At 36.6% G+C, this 25,837-nt stretch carries 23 protein-coding genes; 3 read left to right on the top strand and 20 right to left on the bottom strand.

Translation table 11 applies throughout. The features are described from left to right. Positions 1–58: 58 nt before the first annotated feature. The 10 genes from msrA to FGL72_RS01940 form a co-directional block, all read right to left on the bottom strand. A complete protein-coding gene (msrA, locus tag FGL72_RS01985) occupies positions 59–583 on the bottom strand; it encodes a peptide-methionine (S)-S-oxide reductase MsrA (RefSeq protein ID WP_004903281.1) in 525 nt (174 codons plus the stop codon). 69 nt (positions 584–652) lie between these two features. Then, positions 653–1,606 carry a ketopantoate reductase family protein gene (locus FGL72_RS01980; protein WP_146992960.1) on the bottom strand — a complete coding sequence of 318 codons (954 nt, stop codon included), beginning with the start codon at positions 1,604–1,606 and terminating at the stop codon, positions 653–655. A gap of 166 nt (positions 1,607–1,772) precedes the next feature. Then, a complete protein-coding gene (locus FGL72_RS01975; RefSeq protein WP_146992471.1) occupies positions 1,773–2,495 on the bottom strand; it encodes an L-ribulose-5-phosphate 4-epimerase in 723 nt (240 codons plus the stop codon). A 4-nt stretch (positions 2,496–2,499) separates the two neighbouring features. Then, positions 2,500–4,122: a xylulokinase gene (locus tag FGL72_RS01970; RefSeq protein WP_146992469.1), complete on the bottom strand. Its 1,623-nt coding sequence runs from the start codon at positions 4,120–4,122 to the stop codon at positions 2,500–2,502. 96 nt (positions 4,123–4,218) lie between these two features. Further along, positions 4,219–5,598: a sugar porter family MFS transporter gene (locus tag FGL72_RS01965; RefSeq protein WP_146992957.1), complete on the bottom strand. Its 1,380-nt coding sequence runs from the start codon at positions 5,596–5,598 to the stop codon at positions 4,219–4,221. A gap of 11 nt (positions 5,599–5,609) precedes the next feature. Beyond that, positions 5,610–7,034, bottom strand: a complete 1,425-nt coding sequence (araA, locus tag FGL72_RS01960) for an L-arabinose isomerase (protein ID WP_146992466.1) — start codon at positions 7,032–7,034, stop codon at positions 5,610–5,612. Positions 7,035–7,290: 256 nt separating this feature from the next. After that, positions 7,291–8,382 (bottom strand): GntR family transcriptional regulator, encoded by a 1,092-nt coding sequence (locus FGL72_RS01955; protein ID WP_146992464.1) that lies wholly within the window; start codon positions 8,380–8,382, stop codon positions 7,291–7,293. 260 nt (positions 8,383–8,642) lie between these two features. Beyond that, positions 8,643–9,980: a threonine/serine exporter family protein gene (locus FGL72_RS01950; protein ID WP_004903296.1), complete on the bottom strand. Its 1,338-nt coding sequence runs from the start codon at positions 9,978–9,980 to the stop codon at positions 8,643–8,645. An 86-nt stretch (positions 9,981–10,066) separates the two neighbouring features. Beyond that, a complete protein-coding gene (locus tag FGL72_RS01945) occupies positions 10,067–11,503 on the bottom strand; it encodes a cryptochrome/photolyase family protein (protein WP_146992462.1) in 1,437 nt (478 codons plus the stop codon). Between the two features lie 10 nt (positions 11,504–11,513). Continuing rightward, positions 11,514–12,575 (bottom strand): aspartate aminotransferase, encoded by a 1,062-nt coding sequence (locus tag FGL72_RS01940; RefSeq protein WP_146992460.1) that lies wholly within the window; start codon positions 12,573–12,575, stop codon positions 11,514–11,516. Between the two features lie 153 nt (positions 12,576–12,728). Between FGL72_RS01940 and FGL72_RS01935 the strand changes: the two genes are divergently transcribed. From FGL72_RS01935 to FGL72_RS01930, 3 genes are all read left to right on the top strand, one after another. Beyond that, the gene (locus FGL72_RS01935) at positions 12,729–13,286 is read left to right on the top strand and encodes a TetR/AcrR family transcriptional regulator C-terminal domain-containing protein (RefSeq protein ID WP_146992458.1); all 558 of its coding nucleotides are present in this window, start codon (positions 12,729–12,731) and stop codon (positions 13,284–13,286) included. 91 nt (positions 13,287–13,377) lie between these two features. Next, a complete protein-coding gene (locus tag FGL72_RS09885) occupies positions 13,378–13,506 on the top strand; it encodes a hypothetical protein (protein ID WP_276508164.1) in 129 nt (42 codons plus the stop codon). Between the two features lie 44 nt (positions 13,507–13,550). Continuing rightward, a complete protein-coding gene (locus tag FGL72_RS01930) occupies positions 13,551–15,245 on the top strand; it encodes an oleate hydratase (RefSeq protein ID WP_146992455.1) in 1,695 nt (564 codons plus the stop codon). A 52-nt stretch (positions 15,246–15,297) separates the two neighbouring features. On the opposite strand, the gene rfbD is transcribed toward FGL72_RS01930, so the two are convergent. The 10 genes from rfbD to FGL72_RS01880 all read right to left on the bottom strand — a co-directional run bounded on the left by rfbD (position 15,298) and on the right by FGL72_RS01880 (position 25,827). Further along, on the bottom strand, positions 15,298–16,137 hold the full coding sequence (rfbD, locus tag FGL72_RS01925; RefSeq protein WP_146992453.1) for a dTDP-4-dehydrorhamnose reductase: 840 nt from the start codon (positions 16,135–16,137) through the stop codon (positions 15,298–15,300). Between the two features lie 55 nt (positions 16,138–16,192). Continuing rightward, the gene (gene rfbB / locus FGL72_RS01920; RefSeq protein WP_146992451.1) at positions 16,193–17,230 is read right to left on the bottom strand and encodes a dTDP-glucose 4,6-dehydratase; all 1,038 of its coding nucleotides are present in this window, start codon (positions 17,228–17,230) and stop codon (positions 16,193–16,195) included. A 73-nt stretch (positions 17,231–17,303) separates the two neighbouring features. Further along, positions 17,304–17,897 carry a dTDP-4-dehydrorhamnose 3,5-epimerase family protein gene (locus FGL72_RS01915; RefSeq protein WP_146992449.1) on the bottom strand — a complete coding sequence of 198 codons (594 nt, stop codon included), beginning with the start codon at positions 17,895–17,897 and terminating at the stop codon, positions 17,304–17,306. A 320-nt stretch (positions 17,898–18,217) separates the two neighbouring features. Continuing rightward, positions 18,218–19,753 carry a lipopolysaccharide biosynthesis protein gene (locus FGL72_RS01910; protein WP_146992447.1) on the bottom strand — a complete coding sequence of 512 codons (1,536 nt, stop codon included), beginning with the start codon at positions 19,751–19,753 and terminating at the stop codon, positions 18,218–18,220. 352 nt (positions 19,754–20,105) lie between these two features. Next, the gene (locus FGL72_RS01905) at positions 20,106–20,939 is read right to left on the bottom strand and encodes a glycosyltransferase (RefSeq protein ID WP_146992445.1); all 834 of its coding nucleotides are present in this window, start codon (positions 20,937–20,939) and stop codon (positions 20,106–20,108) included. Next, positions 20,926–22,188, bottom strand: a complete 1,263-nt coding sequence (locus tag FGL72_RS01900; RefSeq protein ID WP_146992443.1) for a hypothetical protein — start codon at positions 22,186–22,188, stop codon at positions 20,926–20,928. Before FGL72_RS01900 ends, FGL72_RS01905 begins: the two co-directional genes overlap by 14 nt. A gap of 6 nt (positions 22,189–22,194) precedes the next feature. Then, entirely contained in the window at positions 22,195–23,274 is a 1,080-nt protein-coding gene (locus FGL72_RS01895) for a glycosyltransferase (RefSeq protein WP_146992441.1), read from the bottom strand. Continuing rightward, positions 23,267–24,421, bottom strand: coding sequence for a glycosyltransferase (locus FGL72_RS01890; RefSeq protein ID WP_146992439.1), 1,155 nt, complete (start codon positions 24,419–24,421; stop codon positions 23,267–23,269). The genes FGL72_RS01895 and FGL72_RS01890 overlap by 8 nt, the downstream gene beginning before the upstream one ends. 3 nt (positions 24,422–24,424) lie before the next feature. Continuing rightward, a complete protein-coding gene (locus FGL72_RS01885; protein WP_146992437.1) occupies positions 24,425–25,039 on the bottom strand; it encodes a sugar transferase in 615 nt (204 codons plus the stop codon). A gap of 35 nt (positions 25,040–25,074) precedes the next feature. Further along, entirely contained in the window at positions 25,075–25,827 is a 753-nt protein-coding gene (locus FGL72_RS01880; protein WP_146992434.1) for a CpsD/CapB family tyrosine-protein kinase, read from the bottom strand. Positions 25,828–25,837 lie beyond the last annotated feature (10 nt).

Below are 25,837 nucleotides of genomic sequence, written 5' to 3'. Positions count from 1 at the left end.
CGCCAATTTTTAACGTCACAATCAGAATACAAAATAAAAAACAGCCTTTGGCTGTCGATTACTTGCCCCATTTATCCGCTTGAAATGCAGCGCGTTGTCTCATCGCTAGCGCCTCTCGGTTCGGATCTTTTTTATAGAAATCTTGGTGATATTCTTCCGCCTCATAAAAAGGTTTTGCTGATTCAATTGTTGTCACAATCGGCTCATCAAAGCGACCTGAGGCTGCCAAAGCTGCCTTGGACTTTTCAGCGATCTGGCGTTGTTGTTCGTCAGCAACATAAATCACTGGTCGATAATTATCACCACGGTCTTGAAATTGTCCCATGGCATCGGTTGGATCTGTTTGTTCCCAATAAATTGAGACCAATTCTTCATAACTCATGATTGCTGGATCAAACCAAATTTTTACGGCTTCAGTATGACCAGTGGTATGCGACAAAACATCTTCATATGTTGGATTTTCAGTATGACCACCGGTATATCCAGAGCGCACTTTTTCAATGCCTGGTAATGAATCAAATGGCTGGACCATGCACCAGAAACATCCACCCGCAAAAATTGCTGTTTCAATATTATCTGTCATATTCATTACTTCCTTGTAGATGATAAAAAAGAGAAAAATTATTTTCTCTTCATGATACTATAATCGAAATCAAATTTCAAAGTTTTCTTGCTGTTTTGCTAATTTAACACGTTCAATATCTTCCTTAGCATGAATTAACCGTGTCACTAAGGCATTGAAAGGGGTCGGAATGCTAGATTCGTGTCCTATCTTGGCAAAGTAACCATTCAAGAAATCAATTTCAGTATGTTTACCATTTTGAATATCTTGGTACATTGACGGAAAATGATTACCTGCATTTTCTGGTTTAAGTAACTGACTCAAGTCCGTCATAATACCACTAACGTCAACTTTAATGCCTTGTGACGCACCAACTTGCTTCATCTCATCTAGAATATTCAACGCTAGATCCATGGCATTGCCAGCTGTGCCAAATTCAGCAATATTTGCATTTAACAACACGGATAAAGGATTGAGTACCGCGTTGATACCTGCCTTATGCCAAATTGCTGTCATCACATCTGGGGTAATTTCGGCGTTTAAGCCAGCCTGATTCAAAGCATCCGCTATACTTTGGACATCAGCATCGCCAATTGCTTGTAATTTAATAGAGCCACTACCAGTAACATGTATTTCACCTGGCTTTATTAGTGACGATGTCCATAATGTGACGCCAGCCAAAATTTGATGGCGCGACACGTGCTTTGCCATCACTTCAATATTACCCAAACCGTTTGATAATACCAATAATTTTGTAGTATCCGTTATAATAGGCTGAATATCTGTTAACATGCGGTCTAGTTGTGGTGTTTTAGTGAGTAAAATAATTAAATCAAATGTACCTGTCACTTCACTTGCCGGCATAACTGGTACAAAATACTTTTGTGGTGCATCATTATCTTTAACGACTGTTAAACCTTTTGTATTAATAGCAGCAATATGTGCCGGCCAACCATCAATCCCGGTAACCTCATGGCCACTAGCCTGGAGCATGACACCTAATCGTGCCCCAAGTGCACCAAATCCTGCAATAGCTATTTTCATATTATTATTCACACGACTACCTTGTGTGCCTCCGTTTACTATAAGTATCAATTGTATAAAATGCTTTACCTTGATTTTACCATACTGTAAATCAGAAGAGATAGTCGTCATGCGTCACCGTAATGTGTAACTATGGTCGCTCCTAACATCTCGTATCCTAAATTGCTTATTTTGATGACACCTTATTGCTGTTCTTTTGGCCGTAATAGGCACCTTTACCATGCTTCCTAAAATAATGGCGATCGAGAAGATACTGTGGCACATGTAAATCTTGCGAAGGGTTGAGCTGCATCGTGTGATAATCCATTTCTGCCACAACATCGAGTACGATAGCATTATGAACAGCATCTTGCGCATCTACACCCCAAGTAAAGGGTCCATGATCGTTTGTCAAAACACCTGGTAATGCCATTGGATCAATTTTTTCGCGGTCAAAAACACGCGCAATTGAGTAGCCTGTATTTAATTCATAATCACCGTCGACTTCTTCTTTCGTCAATCTATCTGCTACAGGCACATCACCATAAAAAGTATCAGCATGGGTTGTGCCTGCTGCAGGAATGGGTATCCCTGCCTGTGCAAAAGCAACTGCCCACTTAGAATGCGTATGCACAATGCCACCTAATTGTTGCCAATGCCGATATAGGAAAGCATGCGTCGGTGTATCACTCGATGGGTTCATTTCTCCTTCGACAACTTCACCTGCCAAATTAACAACGACCATGTCCTCTGGCCGTAATGCATCATAATCCACGCCACTTGGTTTAATGACAAACAACCCTTTTTCTCTGTCAATTTGAGACACATTGCCCCAAGTTAATGTCACTAAATTATTCTGCGGTAATGCCATATTTGCTTCATATACTTGCTGCTTTAATGCTTCTAACATCTGCTTACTCCTTTATTTGATTACTGGGCAATGCTTTAATGGCGGTTAACTCAATTTGTAGGCCATCAATATAACGTGTCATAAATTCTTCAAATCCTGCAACATCACGTGGTTCTGGCGCGAGTGTTTGTGCTTTAGTTTCAGCGAATATATTTTTTGATAAATAATCATCTAGTGTCTGACCGTCTAATTTATTGGCTGCATAAAGTGCCAAAATAGCCATTCCCCACGGCCCACCTTCACCAGCATTGGCCATCACAGTAATGTTTGTGTTGAGTGCTGCTGCTAACAATTTTTGAGCCACAATTGGTGTTTTAAACACACCGCCTTGAGCCACAATATTATCGGTTAGTACGTTTTCATCTGCTAAAATCCGCATGCCAATTTTAATCGCACCGAATGCACTAAAGATATGTAAACGCATAAGATTGCCAACCGTAAAATGTGAGTCTGGTTGTCTGACTAATAGCGGTCGTCCTTCCGGTACTGCAGTAATGTTTTCACCGGAATAGTAGCCATAACCAGTTAAACCACCAACATCAGCATCAGCATCATTCAAAGCAGCATTGAACAGGGTTTGATACAAGGCCGCGTTTGATAAATTCTGACCAATCATCCCTGCAAATTCCGCAAACAGTTTGGACCAAGCATTTAAATCAGAGGCAGAATTATTGGCGTGAACCATGGCAACAGGTAAGCCAGTTGGCGTAGTGACGATATCGATATTACTATAAACATGCTTTAAACTTTTTTCTAAAACAATCATTGAAAAAATAGATGTTCCCACTGAAATGTTACCTGTTCGTACTTGCGTACTATTGGTCGCTACCATACCCGTCCCGGCATCGCCTTCTGGTGGTGCTACAATGACACCTGCCATTAAATCGCCTGTTGGGTCTAACTTTTTAGCGCCTGCTGCTGTTAAATGACCCGCCATATCACCAGCATGTCGCGGTTCTGGTAATATATCCTGTATCTGCCACTGATATTGTTGGACCGCTTTCAAATGAGAAAATTGATCAATCATATTTTGATTATAATTACCAGTGTCTGCATCGATAGGAAACATCCCTGAGGCATCGCCAACACCTAAAACTTTTTCACCGGTTAATTGCCAATGAACATATCCTGCAAGTGTTGTGAAATAACTAATATTTTTAACATGCGTCTCCTGATCTAAGATAGCTTGATACAAATGTGCAATGCTCCATCGTTGTGGCACGTTAAAGCCAAATAACTTGGTCAATTCGCGTGATGCCCGACCAGTTGTCGCATTGCGCCATGTACGAAATGGAACTAGTAGTGTGTCTTGATTATCGAATGCTAAGTAGCCGTGCATCATAGCTGAAAAACCCATTGTTTTGATTTTTTTAAGTTTCAAGCCATATTTTGATTCAACTTGTGCTTTCAGTTGTCGATAGGCACTCTGTAAACCTAGCCAAACATCATCCAGGCTATACGTCCAGAGACCATTTTGAAAATTGTTTGTCCAATCATAACTGCCTGAAGCAATCGTTAGTCCGCTGTTAGTAGTCAATACTGCTTTAATTGTTGTCGATCCAAATTCCACGCCTAATGCCACCTGTCCGGTTGCAATGGCTTTTTCTTGTATTTGTTGTGCTGTCATGCTGTTATTCTCCTAAACTTTTTCATTTGAAAACGCTAACCAGATAGTCTTTATCTGATTAGCGCATTATTTTGTTTCAGATAAACACATGTTTTTTTAATGGTTTGTACCTTGTGCTTCAATTTCTTCTAATGTTCTACCATGCGTTTCTGGTACCGCAAATTTAATGAACAATACCGCAATAATTGAGATGACACCAAAGATAGCAAAGACGGATGCCTGAGGCATCATTGCCGTCATGATTGGGAATAACAAACCAACCGCAAATGAACCAAGCCAATTAAACGAAGAAGCTAGGCCACTTGCTCGGCCACGAATAGCTAAGGGAAAGACTTCGCCAACCAATACCCAAGTTAATGGTGCCCAAGTGAAAGAGTAGAAAGCCACAAATATTGATAAGAAAACAACAATCAGCATTGGTGGTAAATGATGTTCGCCTACCAAAGCATTTAGTACTGCTGGCATAAGAAATGATAGCGCCATCACTGTACCACCAATCATCAACAAAGTCCGTCGCTTAAATTTATCAGCAATAACCATGTATAGAATAGCGCCTAGCACTAAAATCACACCTTGTACGATTGGCCATAATAATGCGCTAGATGCTGCTTGCCCACTTGCTTTTTCAACAATTAATGGAATGTAGTAGAAAATGGCATTAGCACCCATGAACTGCTGGAAAGCTGCAACACCAATACCAGCGGTTACAAGATAGCGATTCTTACTCGAGAAAAGTGTCGCTAAGGTGACGTTTTTCTGTGCGCTCGATTCCATTGACACTGTTCTTTGTATCTCAACTAATTCAGGTTCAATTTCATTGTCTCGCCTAATAAAGGTCAAAACATGTCTTGCTGCAGCTAAATCATTTATTTTTACTAAGAAACGTGGTGATTCTGGCAACTTCAACACGCCAAGAAAGAGAATTATTGCCGGCACAGCAGCCAACCCAAGCATTAAACGCCACGCCATCCCATGTGGCAATTCTTGCAGTAGGAAATCGACAATGTAAGATAGTAGCATCCCTGAGACAATCATTAATTGATTCAATCCAGATAACCGGCCTCTTGTTTTGGCTGGTGCCATTTCTGACATATAAGAAGGTACCAATGCGGAAGCGGCACCAACAGCTATACCTAGCAATACACGTGCGATTAACAACCAAGCAACACCGTTGTGAGGTGATAAGCCAGCCATAAGGGCACCAATCGCAAATACAAATGATGACGCTAAGATCATACGTCGACGCCCGAGCTTATCTGATAATTGTCCAGCTAAAGCACCACCAGCGATAGCACCTAGCATGAGAGCAGAAGTGATCCAACCAATGACACCAGCGTCTGTCAAATGCCAGTCTCGTTGTAAAAATGGTAACGCGCCTGTCATGACACCGATGTCATAGCCGAAGAGAATCCCACCAAATGCACCAAAGAAATAGATATACGTACTTGAAATTTTTTTTGTTGATTGATTTGTCATCATAGTCACCGTTACTGAATATTTACATACGTTAAACCAAACATGTTTGCCAAATCACGGAGTTGTTCTGAATCAACAGCAAAACTTAATGTGGTATGGTGGCCACCGCCAACTGTTAACCACCCCTCTGCGCCAGCTTTCAAACCAGCTTTTGGCGTCCATAGTTGCTTTGCTACTGGCAAATATGGTGTTTCTGCCTCCGGCTTATTTCCTGTAACATCATAACTAATTAATTTAAATTCATCGCCATAGTCAGCTAATGTGACATCAACTGCATCTCCGGTTCTACCCGTGAATACCAATCTTGCTGGGTCTGCTTTGCCACCAATATCTAGCGGATGTACTTCAATACGTGGCTTGTCGGAAGCAATTGTCGGATCAACCTCCAACATGTGTGAACCAAGGATTGCTTCGTGACCTTTACGCAAATCCAATGTGTAATCTTCCATAAATGCTGTTGCTTGATTATGTCCAACAATCTTAAGTAGTCGTGTCAACGCTGCCGTCTTCCAGTCCCCTTCTCCGGCAAAACCGTAGCCATCAGCCATCAATAATTGCACTGCTAAGCCTGGTAATTGCTCTAGGCCGACAAGATCTTCAAAGTTTGTTGTAAAGCCTGAATAGCCCTTTTCATCCATAAATTGCTTAATGGCCAAGTATTCACGCAGCTGATATTTTACATGATGTTCATATTTTGCCGCGTCATTGTCACCTCTGACAAAGTCATATTTATCCTGTAACGCTGTATAAAGGTCATCAATTGTATGACTATCTATTGCATCAACATAAGCGACTAAATCGCCAACCCCCCAATAATCAACAGTCCAGCCCAGTTTAATTTGGGCTTCAATTTTGTCACCGTCAGTCACAGCAACATTACGCATCTTATCTGCGAATGTAACAATTTTAATTTTAAAACTCTCATTGTATGCCACAGCCACTGACATCCACTTGCCAATTTGTTCTTGGATTGCTGGGTCACCCCAGTGGCCAAAAATAATTTTATTGTTCAACCGAAGTCGTGCATTAATGAATGCATATTCACGATCACCATGTGCAGATTGATTGAGATTCATATAATCAAAGTCAATTGTATCGTAAGGGATTTTATCTAACATTTGGGTGGCTAAATGTAGTAATGGCTTGTTAAGTAGTTGCGTCCCTCTAATCCAATTCTTGGCAGGTGAAAAAGTATGTGCCCAAGTGATAATACCGGCGACAGAATCATCGTAATTAGCTGCTTTCATTGTTTCAATAATATTTTCAGCAGTGACACCAACTGTTTTAAATTCAACTGGATAAGGTAATTTTCCAGAATCATTCAACGCGGCAACCAGTTTCTTTGAATCTGCGGCGACTTGTTCCAGTACTTCTGGTCCGTATAAAAATTGTGAGCCAGTGACAAACCAAAACTTGTATTCTTTAACATTTGACATTTCGAAAATCCTCTCTTATTCTTGCGTGGTTTCAATAATTATTTTCATCAAAACACCATTTATCTAGAATTTAGCAATTAATGAAAACGCTTACAGTGTTAATATAAGATATTTGTCCGTATAAGTCAAACATATATATTTTCATCTGATAAATAAATAGATAAAAAAATAAAGCTTAATGCACAGAAAGGCACCAAACTTTATTTTTTTATGAGCTTATATTTATTTTTTTAACATAATACACAGTTATTTACAATTAATCATCGTGAACACTTAAGTCTTTGACAGAATCACGTTCAATTAATTCTGGGCGGTAGATAATTGAGGCAACCTTGTGATGATTAATTTTTTGAATCAACAGCTTTGCTGCATCTTGTCCCATTTTCTGTTTTTCGTGGGTCATCGTTGTTAACCGCGGTGATAAATACTGTGACAATTGGAAATCATCAAATCCCATCACAGAAATATCTTCAGGCACACGTAAGCCTAAATTATGAATCATTGCAATGATACGAATAGCTAATTGATCATTGTACGCAATAATTGCGGTTGGTCTTTTTGTCGGTGATTGCACAACAAGTTCATTAATTTGATGTAATGCTTGGGTAACATCATCAGATTTATACATCATCGGCATACAGTCAGTTAATAATGCCGAGTGTGCTTGATAGGCTTTCATATAACCATCTAATCGATTGACACCTTGCTGATCATCAACTTGAAATACACCAACAATGCGATGATGGCCCTTACTAATCAGATAGTTGGTCGCCCGATAAATCGCCTCACTATCATCACTGATGACAGAAACATCGGCAACATTTTGATAGCCAGCATTGATAAAAACAATTGGAATTGCCATTTTCTGTAATTTTTGATATAAATCAATATTTGGGGTTGGTATCGCGCTCTGAGTCGGTTCAACGATTAAGCCCGCTAGATTTTGACTCATTAAATTAATTAGCGCAGTACGTTCCCTAGCAGGTTGATTATGAGTATTGGCCAAACTGAGTGAAAAACCACTATCACTAATGACTTGATCAGCACCATCAATAATTGCAGGGAAAATATAAGAAGCAACATGAGTTGACAAAATGCCGATAACTCTGGGCATTTTATCCGGGGTTCTCTGTGTTTGCCAATCAGTCACAAAGGATCCACCACCCTGTATACGGTATACATAATTTTCATTCTCTAAATCAGATATAGCGCGTCGAATTGTGTAGCGACTGACAGAAAACGTTGCCATCATTTCACTTTCAGTCGGCAATTTTTGGTCTTTTTGCAACTCACCCGTGACGATTTGATCTAATATATATTTTTTTACAGTTTCATATTTACTTGGCATAGCCTACTTAACGAACAAACTCTAAAAATGCTGCCCCGCATTGACGAGAACACATCACCTGATAATTTTGCTCCACTCCCTTTTATTGTGTTGCCGTGTGCAAAGCATGTACACTTAAACTCTCTCAATAATATCACACTTCAAATTTGTACTGCTATTTTTAACATTTTAGTGCTATTTAAGTGCAGCCACTAGGCAATCAAATCACTAAAAAAGCGCCAACTTATCGGGCGCTTTCTAGTGATTTTTCGCTGTTTAACTCAATTAAAGTGTTGCCATTTATAATCTAATAAACTTCTTGCAACAAACAATCCTAGCGGCAAAAATAATATAATCAAAATTGCCTTGTTTAACCATAGTAGCCCTGTCGCCAATTGATTAAAGCCAATATAGTAGATTGCTTTATAAATGTACAAGCCAGGTACCATGATAACAATTGCTGGCACAGTTAAGGTAATTCGCGGGTAACCTTTATAATGATTGACAATTGAAGCTAAGACACCCGCCATTAATGCCCCAATAAAGGCTGCCCAACTTGGCTGTACGTGATACAAACTAATCAGGCTTAACCGCGTTGTATTGGCTACAGCACCAATCAAACTAGCAGTGATTGCAATGTTAATTGGACTATTGAACATCACTGAAAAACCAAATACGCCACCAAAACTAGCTATAAGCTGTAAAATAATAATCTGATTTGTCGTTAGTGGCAATACCACAAAATCGGCGGGATAGAATTTCGCTGAAGCGGCAATCACCCAACCCACAAGTGCACTCACCACTGTAATCATCGTTGCGTAGCTCAAACGTTCTATTCCAGAACGCATGTCTAACTTAGAAATATCAAGCATACTAGTGATAAAAGGAAAACCAGGTATCACAAACAACATCGCACCAATATAACCAGATTCATGTGATAACGGTAAATCAATAAATATACGCATGAGATGAAACGTTCCAACATACGCTAAACCAGCGACTGCTACCGCAATTCCCAAACTTATCAACGTGGAGTAATGCTTTCTGGTCATCAAACTTTTAACCAAATTACCAACACCAGCGCCAATGAAACTACCAATCATTTCGGGGATGCCACCACCAAGTAAAAAAATAAAACATGAACAAGCCAATGCAGCAGCCAAGCCATTGATGACGGGGTTATAATTAGCTGTCTTTTTATTGATTGTTTCTAATTGATCGTGAACGCCAGCAACCGTTAGTGTTTCTAATTGTTGCCCAAAACGCTTAACAAATTTATCTATTGTACTTAATTTATCAGTATTGACACCTGTTCCCGATAAAACATAAGTTTGCGAGTAGGCCTCTCGAGCGCTATCAAAGCAACTCAAGTTAATACTAGTAAAACCAACATCGGCAACGCAGATAATGCCAAGATTGGTTGCAATACTGTTCATAGCTTCTCTGACACGCCAAGCACCAGTACCACAAGAAAGTAAAATCAGGCCAACACGTCCAACAACAAGCGCTTTTTCATTTAATGCGGCATCCTTAATTAGCCTATTTTTGCTGGTATCATCTAGTAGCAAATGCCAATCCAATAACATATTATTTGGTCTGTTTAGTAACATACGACTCATGATCAACCCAATCTCCTTAGCCTATATTACTTTCATTGTATCACGCAATAAAACCCTAAATCACAAAATAACCGTCACAAAAATACTTATTTTACAGTGTCTTTACTCTGCTCATAAGCTTCAATAGCACGTAATCTCGCCTGCTTATGTGTCACCATAGGTTTTGGATAATCTTTATCCAGTGTGACTTGAAATTCTTTTTGTTCTAAATCGGTTAACAACTGTGGCTCGTGAATTTTATCATTGGTGATTTGCGATAGTTCTGGCACAAATTGTTTAATAAATTGTCCATCTGGATCAAATTTTTGTGATTGTCGTGTTGGGTTAAAGATTCGGAAATACGGTACGCTATCTGTCCCGGTCGAGGCTGCCCATTGCCAACCACCAATGTTGCTGGCAGGGTCATAATCAAGTAATTGATCATGGAAATATTGCTCACCCCAACGCCAATCAATCAGTAGATCTTTCGTCAAAAATGATGCAACAATCATGCGTAACCGATTATGCATCCAGCCCGTTTGGTTAAGTTGTCGCATAGCTGCATCAACAATTGGAAAACCAGTCTGCCCTGTTTGCCATAACAAAAAATCATTATGGTTATTTCGCCAAGCAATTTTCTGAAATTCAGGTCGTAATGACTGTGTGTTTTGCTGCGGATTCATAGCATAAATCATATTATAATAATCACGCCATGCCAGTTCCTTAATGAAGGTCTGCTGCCCTTCACTCTCTGGCTCATTGATGACAGCTTGATAAATCGTTCTAATCGCTATTTCCCCTGTCCTCAGGTAACGAGATAAGTGACTCGTTGCATCCAAAAATGGCAAATCGCGTTGCGTATCATACTCAGCCAGATGTGACTGAATAAAATCTTTCAAAGTTTGTAGCGCTTTTGCCTCACCAACTTGTCCAACTAATTGTTTGTCATGTTTTTCGTTAATTAAGCTTGTTAATAAGCCCTCTTGATGCAAATGTAGTGGTTCAATATTGGCCATTTGTTTTTCTTGCAGGCTAGTCACACTCACTTTAACTGGCGTTGGTTTTGGTAAGGTTATCCAGCGCTTAAAGTAAGGTGTGAATATTTGATAACCTGCGCCATCTGCTTTTTTTATTTCATTGGCACTGTGCAAATTATAATCAATGTAGGCGTGCGTTTTGAGGCCTAAGGTCGTCTGACAATGATGTGCAACTTGTTGATCACGTTGCCTGCCATAGCCACGCTCATCAAAGTTAAAATACAAATCAGAAATTTCTGGCAAAGCTGCTGTTAATTTTTCAAATTGTGATTCTGGTGTCCCTTTTAAAATCAGTAAATGAATATTTTCTTTTTCTAAATTAGCTTGGAATGCTTTAGCACTCGCAAAGAAAGCACTTTGATTCAATGATGCCGTAGTTTCAATTTGTTCTGGATCAACGATGAATACTAATAATACGCTGTCACTGTTCTCCGTTGCCGCAGCAAGCGCTAAATTATCTTGGATTCTAAAATCGCGACGGATCCAAACTATACTCACTTTGTTCAATTGTCTCTCCTCACTTGTTTAATACTTGTAATTCGATGACCTGATTGGCCACCAGTTGTTGATTAATGCTTTCAAAAAATGTACCACGCTGTGATTTTTGACGTTCCTTTTGGTTAACATCCCCGAGCAAATAAACACGTAAATGCTGATTAACTTGATGTTTCACCAAAAGATTAGCGTGTTTGACGGAAAGGCGTTGCGCGTCATCAATAAAAATCACATCAAAATGGGCTAAACGATTATTTTTAATTTTCTTGAAAAATTGTCGTTCAGGTAAAATTTGCCAACCATAGATTCTCCTCAAATAACTTTGTCCACTATTCAATGACCCGATTTGAACAATTAACACACGGTACGATGTCTGTAATAGCTTTACCGTGTCATATAGCATCAAGTTTTTCCCAGTACTAGAAGCAATATTCATGACAAATATACCTGAATGTTTAACCGCCAATATATTTGATTGAATCAGCTGCTGGTGATGCGGTAAATGATATTGCCCACTTAAAAATGTGGTCAACTGCGCTAAAGGCGAGACTAAATATTGATCTGGGTTAAACGCTTGGTCAATACTTGGCAATGTTATAGGCTGACAAGCAATGATATCTTGATAAAACTTTGTGCTTGACAATGCTTCTTTGTCGGTGGTTGACACACTCTCTAATGTGTCATCATCTTGCAACGTATACACCCGATTGGCATCAGAATTGTAGGTATACAGGGATAGATTATCTGACATATTCATCAGGTAATATTTATGATTAACCAGTTGTTTTCTGACTTTTTCAACAGCGTAATGGGCATCGCTTTTTAATTCTACGTTGATGATTTGATTATTAGCACCAAATAACAGTAGGTCAAATTCCTTACTCAGCTTGGGCACACTGTAGCCAACATAGACCGCTTTGAATGCCGACGTTTCAACTGGTAACAAATGAACTAATTTTTCGATACCCACTAACTCTTGTTGCCTAATTGTTGTATTTCCTAGATTAGCTAAATACTGTCGCGCATCAGCGTTACTGTGATTTAATTGTGAGACGAGTGCTTGCAAATTTGCCGGTTTTAGCATATTTTTCCTTTATCTAGACCCCATGTCACATTAGCAGATGTTAGTTAATAGTATATCATGTTAAGCTGGACGCTTTTGAGAACATTTATCACACGCCTAACCAGAAAAACTGGTATAATCGTCGTGAAATTACAAGGATTAAAGGAGTTAGTTATGTCCACACAGGCGAAAAAAGATCTCGCTTTCGCTCTAAAAACACTTGTTCAAACAACACCACTCGACAAAATTACAATTGACGCATTGGCTACAAAAGCACAAGTTAATCGTAATACATTTTATTATCATTTTGGTGATATTTATGATCTTTTACGCTGGACGTTAGAACAAGATATTATTTCACAAGTGCAAGATCACCTTACCGCTAAAAATTGGGCAGCAAAGTATGCAATTGCTTTAAATTACATCTTGGCAAACAAAGCCCTTTGCCTGGAAGCATTACACTCACACCAACGTGACTTACTGGAAACTTTTCTATTTGAACTCGGCGCGCAAATGGTGCAGTCTGTTGTAGTTACCATCGATGACGATGTTACACCATTACTCGCACAAGATTTAGTTGATTTTTACGGTAGCGCCATTGCATCGCAAATTATTAAATGGCTACTGACTGATTGCGACACACCAAAAGATATATTAGTCTCCCGCGCAACAGCTATTCTGGACGGCACCATTGAATTCATCATTAATAAAAATAAACACATAAGCAACTAGGCAAATAAGCTATTTCGTCCAAAGACATTTATTACTGATAAGATTATAATAATCATTAGAAAGACCTACTAATTGAAAGGTGGATATTCTTATGAAAAAGTACGTTATCGTTTTAGGTTTAGCTTGTGTTTCTCTGCTAGTCTATGGTGGTTATACCGCTAAAAAATTATCACTATTTAAGGGTGACGATTTAGATAGCTATAAGAAATTTGAGAGCTAAGCGATAATATTGTCCTGTAAAAAATATCAGATTGGAGATTGATTATGCGTAAAAATAAAGCTGTAATGATTGGTGCCGGTATAGCCAATATGGCGGCGGCTGTCTACTTAATTCAAGAAGGCCACTGGTCTGGAGAAAATATTACCTTTTATGCGCTAGATCAACATGGTTCAAATGATGGGGATAGCACTGATTCAGTCGTCGACGACTATTGGAATAAAAATCATCCATTATCTAATACCAAAGGTTATCTTGCTCGTGGTGGTCGTATGTTAAATTACCGTACTTACGTTGACCTCATGGATCTACTGGATCGTATTCCTTCGATGACCGAACCTAATATGACTGCGGCAGAGGACACACGCGATTTTGATGCCAAGCACCCGACATTTGATAAAGCACGTTTATTGCAACCTGGTCGAGGCATTTTGAATGCTAGCAAATTAGGCTTTAATCAGGCAGACCGTAAATTATTAACACAATTAATTCTCATGCCTGATGACGAAGAAACAAAACTAGATAACGTCACTATTACAGATTATTTTGCCGATGATTCGCACTTCTTTGAAACAAACTTTTGGTTCATGTGGGAAACGACATTTGCCTTTCGTACACGTAGCTCGGCCCAAGAATTACGGCGTTATATGCACCAAATGATTTATGAATTTACACAAATTGAACACTTAGTTGGCGTGAACCGAACACGTTATAATCAATACGAAAGCATTATGCTGCCACTAATCAATTACCTGAAAGCTAATGGTTGCCAGATTATTCTTAATCGCCGTGTCACTGCATTTGAATTTAAAGATACGACAATGACCGATGAAATTACTGTCAAGGGTCTACAAATGGTGAACACGACAACGAATCAAAAAGAACATGTCGTTATTGATGACGATACTGCTGTCATTTTCACCAATGGTTCTATTACTGATTCAGCAACTCTTGGTGACTATGACACACCAGCACCAGAAAATATGGATTACGGTGCAGCTTCAAGCTTATGGCGCCAAGCTACTGAACATTTCTATAATCTGGGTAACCCTGATAAATTCTTTGCTGACCGTGATGCAAGTGAATGGGTTAGCTTTACTTTAACAACTAAAGACCATCTGCTATTAAATGAAATTACGCGTATCACAACGCAATTACCTGGTAATGCGCTGAATTCATTCTTATCTACCACCCCCATCACACCACTAGATCAGATTGACGTTGACATGTCAATTGTTGTTCATCACCAGCCCCACTTCACTAGTCAAAAACCTAATGAAACAGTTTTTTGGGGTTACTTCTTATATCCAAGACGCAACAGCCTATTATTTGGTAAGCCTTATATTGAATTGACCGGTAAGGAAATGTTACTCGAGCTGATTGCACATCTCTCAGCAGTTGATTCCGGCCCTGTCAATATCAAGGAGAAAGAAGATGATATATTAGCAAGTGTCATCAATAATATTCCAGTATATATGCCTTACGCCTCAGCTTTGTTCAATAATCGAGCTAAAATTGACCGCCCAGAAGTGATTCCCGAGCATGCAACCAATTTGGCTTTTACCGGTGAATTTGTGGAACAACCTTACCAAATGATTTTTACCGAACAAAGTGCTGTTCGTTCCGGTGAAATTGCTGCCTATCATTTTGCTGGTATCCCGATGTCTCACTTAGTTGACACACCAAGATATGATCGTGACATAAAAACATTGCTACGCGCAACTAAAAAATTATTTGCCTGAGCAATAGAATAAAAAAAGCGACCAATTTTTCGTTGGTCGCTTTTTTAATGGTTCATTTTATGCTTTCTAAAAACATACTTAATGCATTACGCCAAGTTGGTATTTCAAAGCCAGTGGCTTTTGCTTTGTCTAAGCTCATGACTGACTTTTTTGGCCGGTACGCTTTTTGGGGAAACTCTGCACTGGTAACCGGTGAAACTGTCACTGGATGATCTTTCAATATTTCACGCGCAAAATCAAACCATGTGGCAACATCATCATTGGACAAATGATAGATGCCATAGTTTGCTTGATTATCAATAAGATATAACATAAATTCAGCCAGTGTCCGTGTCCAAGTTGGCCGTCCCAATTGGTCGTTAACAACCGTCAGTCGTGGATGGTTTTCGGCCAGACGTTGCATGGTATAAACAAAATTATTACCAAACTCACCAAATACCCAACTTGTCCGTACAATATAGGCATTAGCACCACTCTCAGTGACTGCCAATTCGCCAGCTAACTTGGCACGTCCGTAAGCATTTTGTGGGTTAACAGCATCTGTTTCTTGATAAGCTGTTTCACTTGTCCCCTCAAAAACATAATCTGTTGACACAGCAACCAATTTCGCCTGATAGTGATGTGCCGCATCGGCAACATTCTTGGTGCCATTAACATTGACTTGCCAGTTCACTGTTCGGCCATCATCTTCAGCAAGATCAACTTTTGTGTAAGCTGCAGCGTGATATACCACATCAGGTTGTACACGCGCAAAAGCTTCAAATACAGCTTCTCTATCAGTAATATCTAACTGCTTAGAATCAAAAGCAACAAAATCTATGTCACGTTCATTGCATAACTTTTGTAGTTCTTGTCCTAATTGCCCATTGGCTCCGGTAATCAAGTACGTCATATTATCTTTCTCCTCTTAGACAAAAAACTCACAAGATGTGAGTTTTGCAGTATCATTATTGATTATTTTTAGCATACTTGGCTTCAACTTCAGCCTTTTCTGCTTGCCACCAGTCTTGATTGTCAGTATACCATTGAATTGTATGTGCTAATCCACTAGCAAAATCAGTATACTTAGGGCGCCAACCGAGCTCTTCATGTATCTTTGTAGCATCAATAGCATAACGCAAATCGTGACCAGAACGATCTTGTACAAAATCAAAATCATCTTCTGGCTTGCCCATGTCTTTGAGAATGGCGCGCAACACTGTGATATTGTCCTTCTCACCATCAGCGCCAACAAGATATGTTTCACCAATCTTACCTTTGGTTAAGATAGCCCATACGGCTGTAGCATGATCGTATGTATGAATCCAGTCACGGACATTTTTACCATTACCATATAGTTTTGGCTTAATGCCACTTAAAATACTAGTTACTTGACGAGGAATGAACTTTTCAATGTGTTGGTAGGGCCCGTAGTTATTAGAGGTATTAGAAATTGTTGCTTGGACCCCAAATGAACGTACCCAGGCACGGACAAGCAAATCAGACCCTGCCTTTGTTGATGAATAAGGACTTGATGGCCGGTATGGTGATTCTGGGGTAAACTTTTCGCCAACACCTTCACCATGGCCTGGTAAGTCTTCACGAAGTGGTAAATCACCATAAACTTCATCAGTGGATACATGATGGAAGCGCTTGTTGTACTTACGAACTGCTTCAAGTAATGTATAGGTGCCAATGATATTCGTCTGTACGAATGGTGATGGATCTTGCAATGAGTTATCATTATGAGATTCGGCAGCATAATGAATGACAGCATCAGTCTCAGAAACAAGTTGATCAACAAGTGGTGCATCGGCAATATCACCAACAACGAGCTTAACACGATCTTCTGGTAATCCAGCTAAATTCGCACGATTCCCAGCATAAGTTAACTTATCAAGCACAGTCACAAAAATGTCAGGATGTTCTTGAACAATATAGCGTACAAAATTCGCACCAATAAATCCGGCACCACCGGTTACCAAAATATTCTTATAGTCAGTCATGATTTCTCCTAGATAGGTTCTAATGTGTTGCTTATTATTATATTATACGTTAGAACAATAAATTTTACTACAATTATAATTTTTCTGCAATTAATGGCATCACATCTTTCAGCATAGGATGATTTTTGTCAGCTTCACTTACTTCAGCATTGTCGACATCATCCCATGCAATCCCTAAAGTAGGATCTGCATAGTTTACAAAGGCATATTTTGGCTTGAGATCTAATGCCCAATAATCGTTCACTAGATATGAATATGAAACCGTCTCGCTTAATACTTGAAAGCCATTCGCAACACCACGTGGAACGAAAATACCCTTACTGGCATCAATCACTGTCTGGTAGACGTGACCAAATGACTCGCCCTCACGCAAGTCAACCCATGCCCCAAGTACCTTACCATTATCGGCTACAGAGATGTACTTATCCCATGGTTCAGCGTGTAAGCCACGTAAAACCCCTTGTCTGGATAACGAGACATTATTTTGTAGCTTATCCGCCGCAAAAAAATCTATTGGAAAACCTAACGGTACCATTTTTTCTTTTTGGAAATTTTCTTTGAACCAACCACGGTTGTCCCCGTGAACTGGAATATCAAATTCAATCATACCGGAAATATCAGTAATTTCCCTTGCCGCAAGTTCTTTTTCAAAAAATTGATCTGTCATTTTTGTGCCCTTTGAATACTTTTTAGTATGTTCCTTGTAATTAATAATTTGTTTCCCACTCACTTCAAAATTCTACCATATACAATAGCTATTTGTTTGACAAGTTACATTAGTTAATCAGCGGAATGATCAAGTATGGTAATTCATGTCTAAATATAATAATAAAACAAAATTTTTAGTGGTAATGCATTTCACAATTGTTAATTGTGAAATTAAAGATTGGAAGTTAGCTTATCTGATAATTACTACATATTTTTGTTCATAAAAGCTTTTCCTGAAAATAAAACAATTCAAAAATTACGCTACTCCAAGTAATTTGTTTATTTGAAGCGTTCTAACATGTTTTGCCTTAATTGAACAAATTGAGAGTTCTTAATGTTGAATAAAATATATGTAATTATTGAAACTGAAAGTGTGATTAAAGTATTTACAATTAATATGTTGAAATTTGAAATGAGTAATTTCCCATTAACAACAGATGTTAATGAATACACTGCAACCAAATTAAATGTTATTTCAAGCACAATCCTAATGTATTTTTTATAGAATAAGAAAACTTTTTTTTGTAATCCATAGTGAAATACAACATAAGCCTCATAGGTAGTAGCAATCAATAACCCGGTTAGAATAGAAGATAATAAAATTCCAAATATGCCTAGCTTGAAAAATTTTAAAAAGATTATTGATAGCAACAAGTTAATTACTGCCTCTAAAAAAGGCTTTATTTTTTGTTCGTACGCTAATCCATACGCATCAATAAACACTAGACAAGTATATCTAAGTGTATTTACAATAAATATAATAACCATCATTATAGTGATTTGCATGGATAACAAATAATGATTTCCAATCCACAACTTAATAAACTGAGGCAAACAGACCAATAACAAGGCCGAAGAAAAAAATGTTAATGAATAATTCATAAATTGATGTTTAAAAAACAAACCAGAAGATTTGTTAGAAGACTCAGTGGAAGCCGCAATGCTTCCAATTGTAGAAGTTAAAGCGTTGGAAATATTAAAAAGTATTGATTGCAAAGCTGAGATAATTAATTGATAATTACTATATATACCAACAGTTGACAAGTTAATGAACATGGCAATGAGAACATTAACTGTTCCATTCACTGCAACATCTCCTACTTTATTAGCAAATGTTCCAATTACATTCTTTTTTAACTTACTAACAATATCAGCAGGTACTTTTATTTTCACTGTATTTTGAAGTTGATTCCTGTAGCCCTTTCTAACTAGGCATGTTAATACTATATTTCCACAGAAAGTAAACAACACTTGGATAATTAGATAAAGCGAATAGTTTTTAAAAATAAACAACGTTATTATTTGTAATATTGTTGTAAATAATACACTACCCAAATCCACAAGCGACACAATATAGTTACGTTCGTTAGCTATCATTAATGACCTGTTATAAGTTAATAAATAACTTATAACACTGTTAAATAAGAGTATAGAATAATATAGTGTTACATTATGTATGCTGCTCCCAGTTAATATGGGTAAGAAAGGAATTATCGCAAGACCAATTAACAAAATTAACACAGCTAAAATTCGGTAAATTTTACGATACAACTCCATAATTGCTCTAACTACTGACCATTTTTTTTGTGCAACAGGTCTATAGAGTGAGTATATAATTGCGTTTCCTATTCCCATTTCAGCAAGTGATAGTGTTGTCAATACACTAGTCAATAATCCATTAAGACCCAATAATTGTGATCCTAATATCTGAATAAATATAGTACGTGAAACAAAGCCTAAAATAATTTTAAGTACTGTCGTCGCACCGCTTGCGCCCATATTTAAAATAGCATAATGTAAATGTGATTTACGCATTTCAGTAACTTTCCGTTTAATTTAATTTGATAACTTCTTTAGTATGGATATGTAAAAATATAAGATATGAAACAAAATTTTATTATTATTATTATTACTAATCTTTGTAATATCGGTCACAGACACTAATTTCGATTATTTATAATATTGAACCATTTAACTTCAGCAAATTTAACAAAAAATCTGTCAGACTTAAATGTTTAAATTATTTGTAATTGTTTTTTCAAACAACATCAGTTAGCTTTTTAATAAACATATAAAAATCTAAATTCCCAGTTATTTACAAAAATGAACAATAAATAACATTTTCTAAAAAGAAATCTGACTTCAACTATAATTTATAACTTTTTTTTTAAAATTTTTCAACAATAACTCTTACTATTTTATACCGAATTAACATCATGATTTTAATCAGCTTTATTTTCTGTTTGATGTTTGATTTTTTTTTCTGAATTATTATTTTATTAATATCAGGTGTTTTTTTTCTTCTAACAAATTTACTTATTTCAAGGGACATCATTACAGACCTTGATGGATTTTTATGAGACTCACTATTTTGACGGACTCTATATTTCAGTAGCGGGGTTCCTATGTAACCAAACTTTATATTTGTGTCCAGCATTGCCCTAGCAATCAGATCGTAGTCTTCGACTGGTTCCAATTTTCTATATTGTAACTTGATTAAAATATTTCTTCGCACCAACCATAATGGGTGAGCAAGTATGTTTCCATATTTTTCTATAGTCCTAATTTTATTATCCAGTAAATCGTTTTTTTTACCTAATTTAATTACTTGTCCACTTTCATTAATTGAATCATATGCCCCAGATAAAAAATTAAGATCGTTCTTTTGCACAAAAAATAATTGATCGGAAATTCTCGTTTCAAATGCTATATCATCTGCATCCATTCGAGCGATAAATTCACCTGTAGATTGTTTGATTAAATTATTTAAATTAGCAGCCAACCCCAAATTCTTTTCGTTAATAATTAGTTGTACATTTTTATTTTTTGTTACTAAATCTTTTAAAAATTCTATTGCCATAAGGTTTTTAGGATCATCTAAGCCAATTAGTACTTCTATATTATTATATGTTTGATTTAAAATTGATTGAACACTTTGCTGAATAAAATTTATGTTCTCTTGATAAACCGGAATAATTACAGATACCTTACAATTTTCCATAGGTCTGCTCCTCTAGTTTCATATTTTTAGGGATTCTAATCAACATTGCTAAGGTAACTACCATTAATAACAAGTTCCCATTACGCATTGCCTCTCCTTTATAATCTGCTATTAACATAGCAATGACAAAAAATAAAGAAATTCCACTTCTTTTAAAATTATTATCTTGCTTATCAGAGTTATATACATACAATAAAATTGGAATATACAATAATACTATATATACTACTCCACCTAAGAATAAATCATTAGCATACCCTATGTCAGATCGAGTTAGAATTGTTATATTGGAGACGATAGAATTTAAATCATATATACGAAAACCATAACCAAATAATAGATTTTGAAAAGGATATTGCATACCTAGTTCAGCATAATTACCAGTCAGATTACCATTTAATAAATTAGATGTATCATCAAAAAAACTAATTATCCAAGTAAAAGTATCTGGAGATAGTATACTTAACGAATAAAACGAAAAACCAATACCGAGAATACTTATAACCAACAAAATACACAATCTAAAAATATTCTTCGAATTTTTTATAATAACTATCATTGTTCCTACAAAAAAAATAACTAGTCCTGTTCTTCCATTAAGTAAAACTAATAATAAAATTGGCAGCAAATATATTAAGAAAAATTTTGATTTTTTTATAGTCAAAAAAACTGATATTACTCCAAGTATTCCATTTACAATCGGTGTCGTGAATGTATACTCGCTTGAAAAGCCGTATATTCTTTTTGCATTTATAAAAACATTTTCTGGACGACCAGCATAATAAAGATTTAATGCTATGTTATGCAAAGCAGGTGACAAAAGCATAAATATTGACACAACTGATTGAAAAAATGCTACATCTAAAAATAATTTAAGAATGTCAAATTTTGTAAAACCAAACCTATAGTACATTAGTACCAAGATCAAGAAAAAAAAGACTATCTGTAACTCTATTTGTAAATTTTGAAATAATCTCGTATCGTTCCCAGAAAGAGACGATCTAAAACCAACGTAAATTGACGCTAGAAATATAGCTATCATCAAAAAAAATATTTTGCTTGTCTCAAGTAAATAAAATAAGTTAATTCGCGTTATTATTGCTAATAATAACAAAATAAAATCAAAAAGAACAAATGAAATAGCTGTGATTTCAGGACCAATTATATTTGCGACAGGAGTATAGATACCCCAAAATATAAAAAGGAAAAACCAAATTTTGATTATAAGCCTAGGTTTCCTAATATTCATAACTTGTCAACCTACCTCGTATATTTGTGTAAATACTCTTATAAATTCATCAATATCATTTACTACCTGAGAATGCTTTAATGCAGCCTCATGCTTCATTTTATAATAGTTTTTATTTTCCAATAGTTTTACAATTTCATTGACAAAAGCAGTGTTATCATTTGTTAATAATCCAGTCTCTGAATTAATAATATTACTTAATCCACCAACATTTGTTGCTACCACCGGGTTTCCCATTAATTGAGCTTCCAACGCACTTAATCCAAAGCCTTCGAACTTTGAAGTTAAAATTGCAATTTTTGATTTTCTTATGAATGGATATGGGTTACTTTGAAAACCAATTAATTTAATTACCTTATCCAAATGTTTCGTTTTTATAATGGCTTCTATTTGTTCTTTTAGTTGTCCGTCACCTATCCAAACAACAGTAACTGCTCTTTTTTGATTAACACTATCAATTATATCAAGAAACCTCATGGGTCCTTTTTCATCTGACATTCTTGCTACGTAAACAATGTCAAAACTTTTTGGGTTATTTTTTTTAGAAAAACAAAGCATTTTGTGATAATCTACAATATTGCTAACAACAATCGATTTATTTTTCAATTTATTTCTAAATATATATTCATTCACTACAGATTCAGAAACGACAACAACTCTGTCAAAACAATTTAATACTGAACCATATAACACGGAAATCATTGACCATTTTGCCATGCGTTTATCATTTTTGTGAATTTGGGATACAATTCTTCCCCCATATCTTCGTATATGATTGTGCAAGAAACCTCCAATAATGCTTGCCTTGAAATCATGAAGATGAACAATATCTGGTTCATATTTTTTTATGACAAAATAAAAGCTCTTTAAAGATAACTTTTTAATTGATATATGTCTAATATTATTTCCCTTTAAAATTTCGTTTATTTTTCCATCAGGGGAAACATAAACATGCTCATAATTATCTACCATATTCGCTATATTAATTACAACGTTCTCAGCACCGGAATAATTTCCAGTATTTAAAAAGTGAAATACAACCTTTTTTGACTTATTTAAACCTACTATTTTATCTTGTTTACTCATAAATTTTCTTCATTTCATAATCAACTTTTCTTTTGTCAAAATTAATTAGTTTGTCATTATCTCTTATATTATTATTTTTACAATTATTTTTTACTTTCTCATTTATAATAGTAGCAAGAATATTTGGATCTTTTGGCGAGAAAGTTGTTCCTATTGATTCATTCAATACATAGTCACGTATACCACGTACATTACTGCCGATTAAATATGTTCCATCAACAACTGCTTCTAAACCAGCAACACCTAAACCCTCTTGTAATGATGGAAATATAAAAACATCACTAGCGTAATTAATATCATGAATATCATTTCTGTATCCCAACAATTCAAAATTATCAGAAAATTTAAAGCTATTAGCTATTTTTTTTAGTTCAATCCCATTCCTTCCTGTTCCAGCAATAATATAATATATGTTATTTCTATCTTCAGGAGACATCAATCTTAACGCATCTAACACAACTTTATGATTTTTACGATCGCTCAATTCTCCAATTGATAAAATTAAGAAAGCACTTTCCGGAATCTTGAGTTCCTCACGAATACGTTTACGTGCTAACTGTTTGTATTCCTCAGGCACACTTTGCGCCTTATATACATCCACCCCAATGCCATTAATTTTCACTAGATTTTTAGCATGCATATGCCTTTTTGCTAAATTATAGTCTTCATCGTTAATTGCAATCATTACGTTTGTTATAAAAGACAATAACCACTCTAATGGATAAAACATAATCCAACTTTTCTTTGATGAACCTCTAAAAAAATGAAAACCATGAACAGTGTAAATTACAGGCACTTTAAATTTTTTTGCGATGATTCTTCCTAATACACTACCAAGAGGCGAATGTACATGAACAAAAACAAAATCATGTGTACTAAATAAGTTATTAAGTTGCTTCAATGATCGCATATTTCCTAGAACAGAACCCATCCGTCGCTCAAAATCAACTTGGTGCGAAAAAATCTCATTATCAATCATCCATTGTTTAAAACGTTCATTTTCTTCATATGACATCGAACCAAAGTCAACCATATTAGTGGCGACATGCACTTCATAACCCAATTCTTGTAATATCTTTATATTGCGATGATTAAACTGTTGAATCATATTAGCTTTAGCTGCCAACATTAATACTTTTTTAGTCACAAGTTATATATCCTTTTTTTCAATCTCTACTGTTTTATTTTTAAAAACCCCATCACGTTTAACTACCGAAATAAAAGTCTCTATCACTAACAAGATATCCACTCGTGCACTAACATGACTAGCATACTTAGCATCATAAGCCGCTTTATCCTCATCCGTAATATTATTTCTGCCATTGACTTGAGCTAAGCCAGAAATACCTGGCAACACTTGATCCCCACCATTCTGACGACGTAATCTCAGAACTTTTTTATCTGTTATTGCTAATGGACGTGGTCCGATAAAACTCATTTCGCCTTTAATAATGTTAATAAGCTGTGGTAATTCATCAATCGATGTTTTTCTTATAAACATCCCAAATGGTGTCACATAGCTTTTAATATCCGAAAATTCAGAATTTGCCTTGACTGGTGCGCCATCTGTCATCGAACGAAATTTATATAAAGTAAATGGTACAGAATTTTTTCCGTAGCGTTTTTGCTTGAAAAAAATTGGGCCCTTAGAAGTTAGTTTTATTAAAATTGCCACAATAAAAAACGGAACAATTAATACGATACCAAAGATAATTGCTACGGTAGTATCAATTAACCGCTTAACAACTTTTCTGTATAGCCCCATCTCATCTCTCCTCTCTTAGCGATGGTAAAAACAAATCAGCTTTTGGCATCTCCATAACCGTAGCCATACCCATAGCCACTCCCAGCTTTTTTCTTCTGATTCTGATCATTATAAATGAAGCCTACTACCGGTGCTTCGGCGATTTTCAGAATTTCAGATGTGCGCTGTAACGCACCTTTGGTTGTTTTACCACCACTGACAACAATAGCAACACCATCCATTCTGCTCATCAATACCTGTGCATCAGTTACCATCAAAAATGGCGGGACATCAAAAATCACGAGATCATAATGATCTCTTAGTTGCGTAATTAGCGTCGTCATACGCGCTGACGCTAGCAATTCAGCTGGATTAGGTGGTACTGGACCTGAAGTAATCACGTCTAACGTATCCATACGTGTATGATGAATAATCGAACCAAGTTCGCTATGGACATCCGCAAGATAATTCGTTAACCCATGATTATCAGTCACATCAAAAGTGATTGCGACTGTTGGACGTCGCAAATCTGCATCAACTAATAAGACACGCTTACCTTGTTGTGCGTAAACAACGGCTAGGTTTGCCGTAATTGTTGATTTTCCTTCTGAAGGTAAAGCAGAGGAAACGAGCAGTGTCTTGACATTCCCCTTGGCAACTGAGGCAAAATCAATATTCGTCCGTAACGTTCTAAATTGCTCTGAAACTGGATTTTTCGGTTCAGCAGCAGCAATCAGTCTGGCACCTTTAGTCATTGTTTCGGCAGATAACCCATCACCTAGTGCTTTGTTTTTCTTAAAAAAGGCCATTGTCTGTTCT

It is taken from the genome of Leuconostoc citreum (assembly GCF_007954785.1).
GTDB lineage: Bacteria > Bacillota > Bacilli > Lactobacillales > Lactobacillaceae > Leuconostoc > Leuconostoc citreum.
The sequence above is the reverse complement of the archived record's forward strand: the minus strand, read 5'-3'. Positions and strand labels throughout refer to the sequence as shown.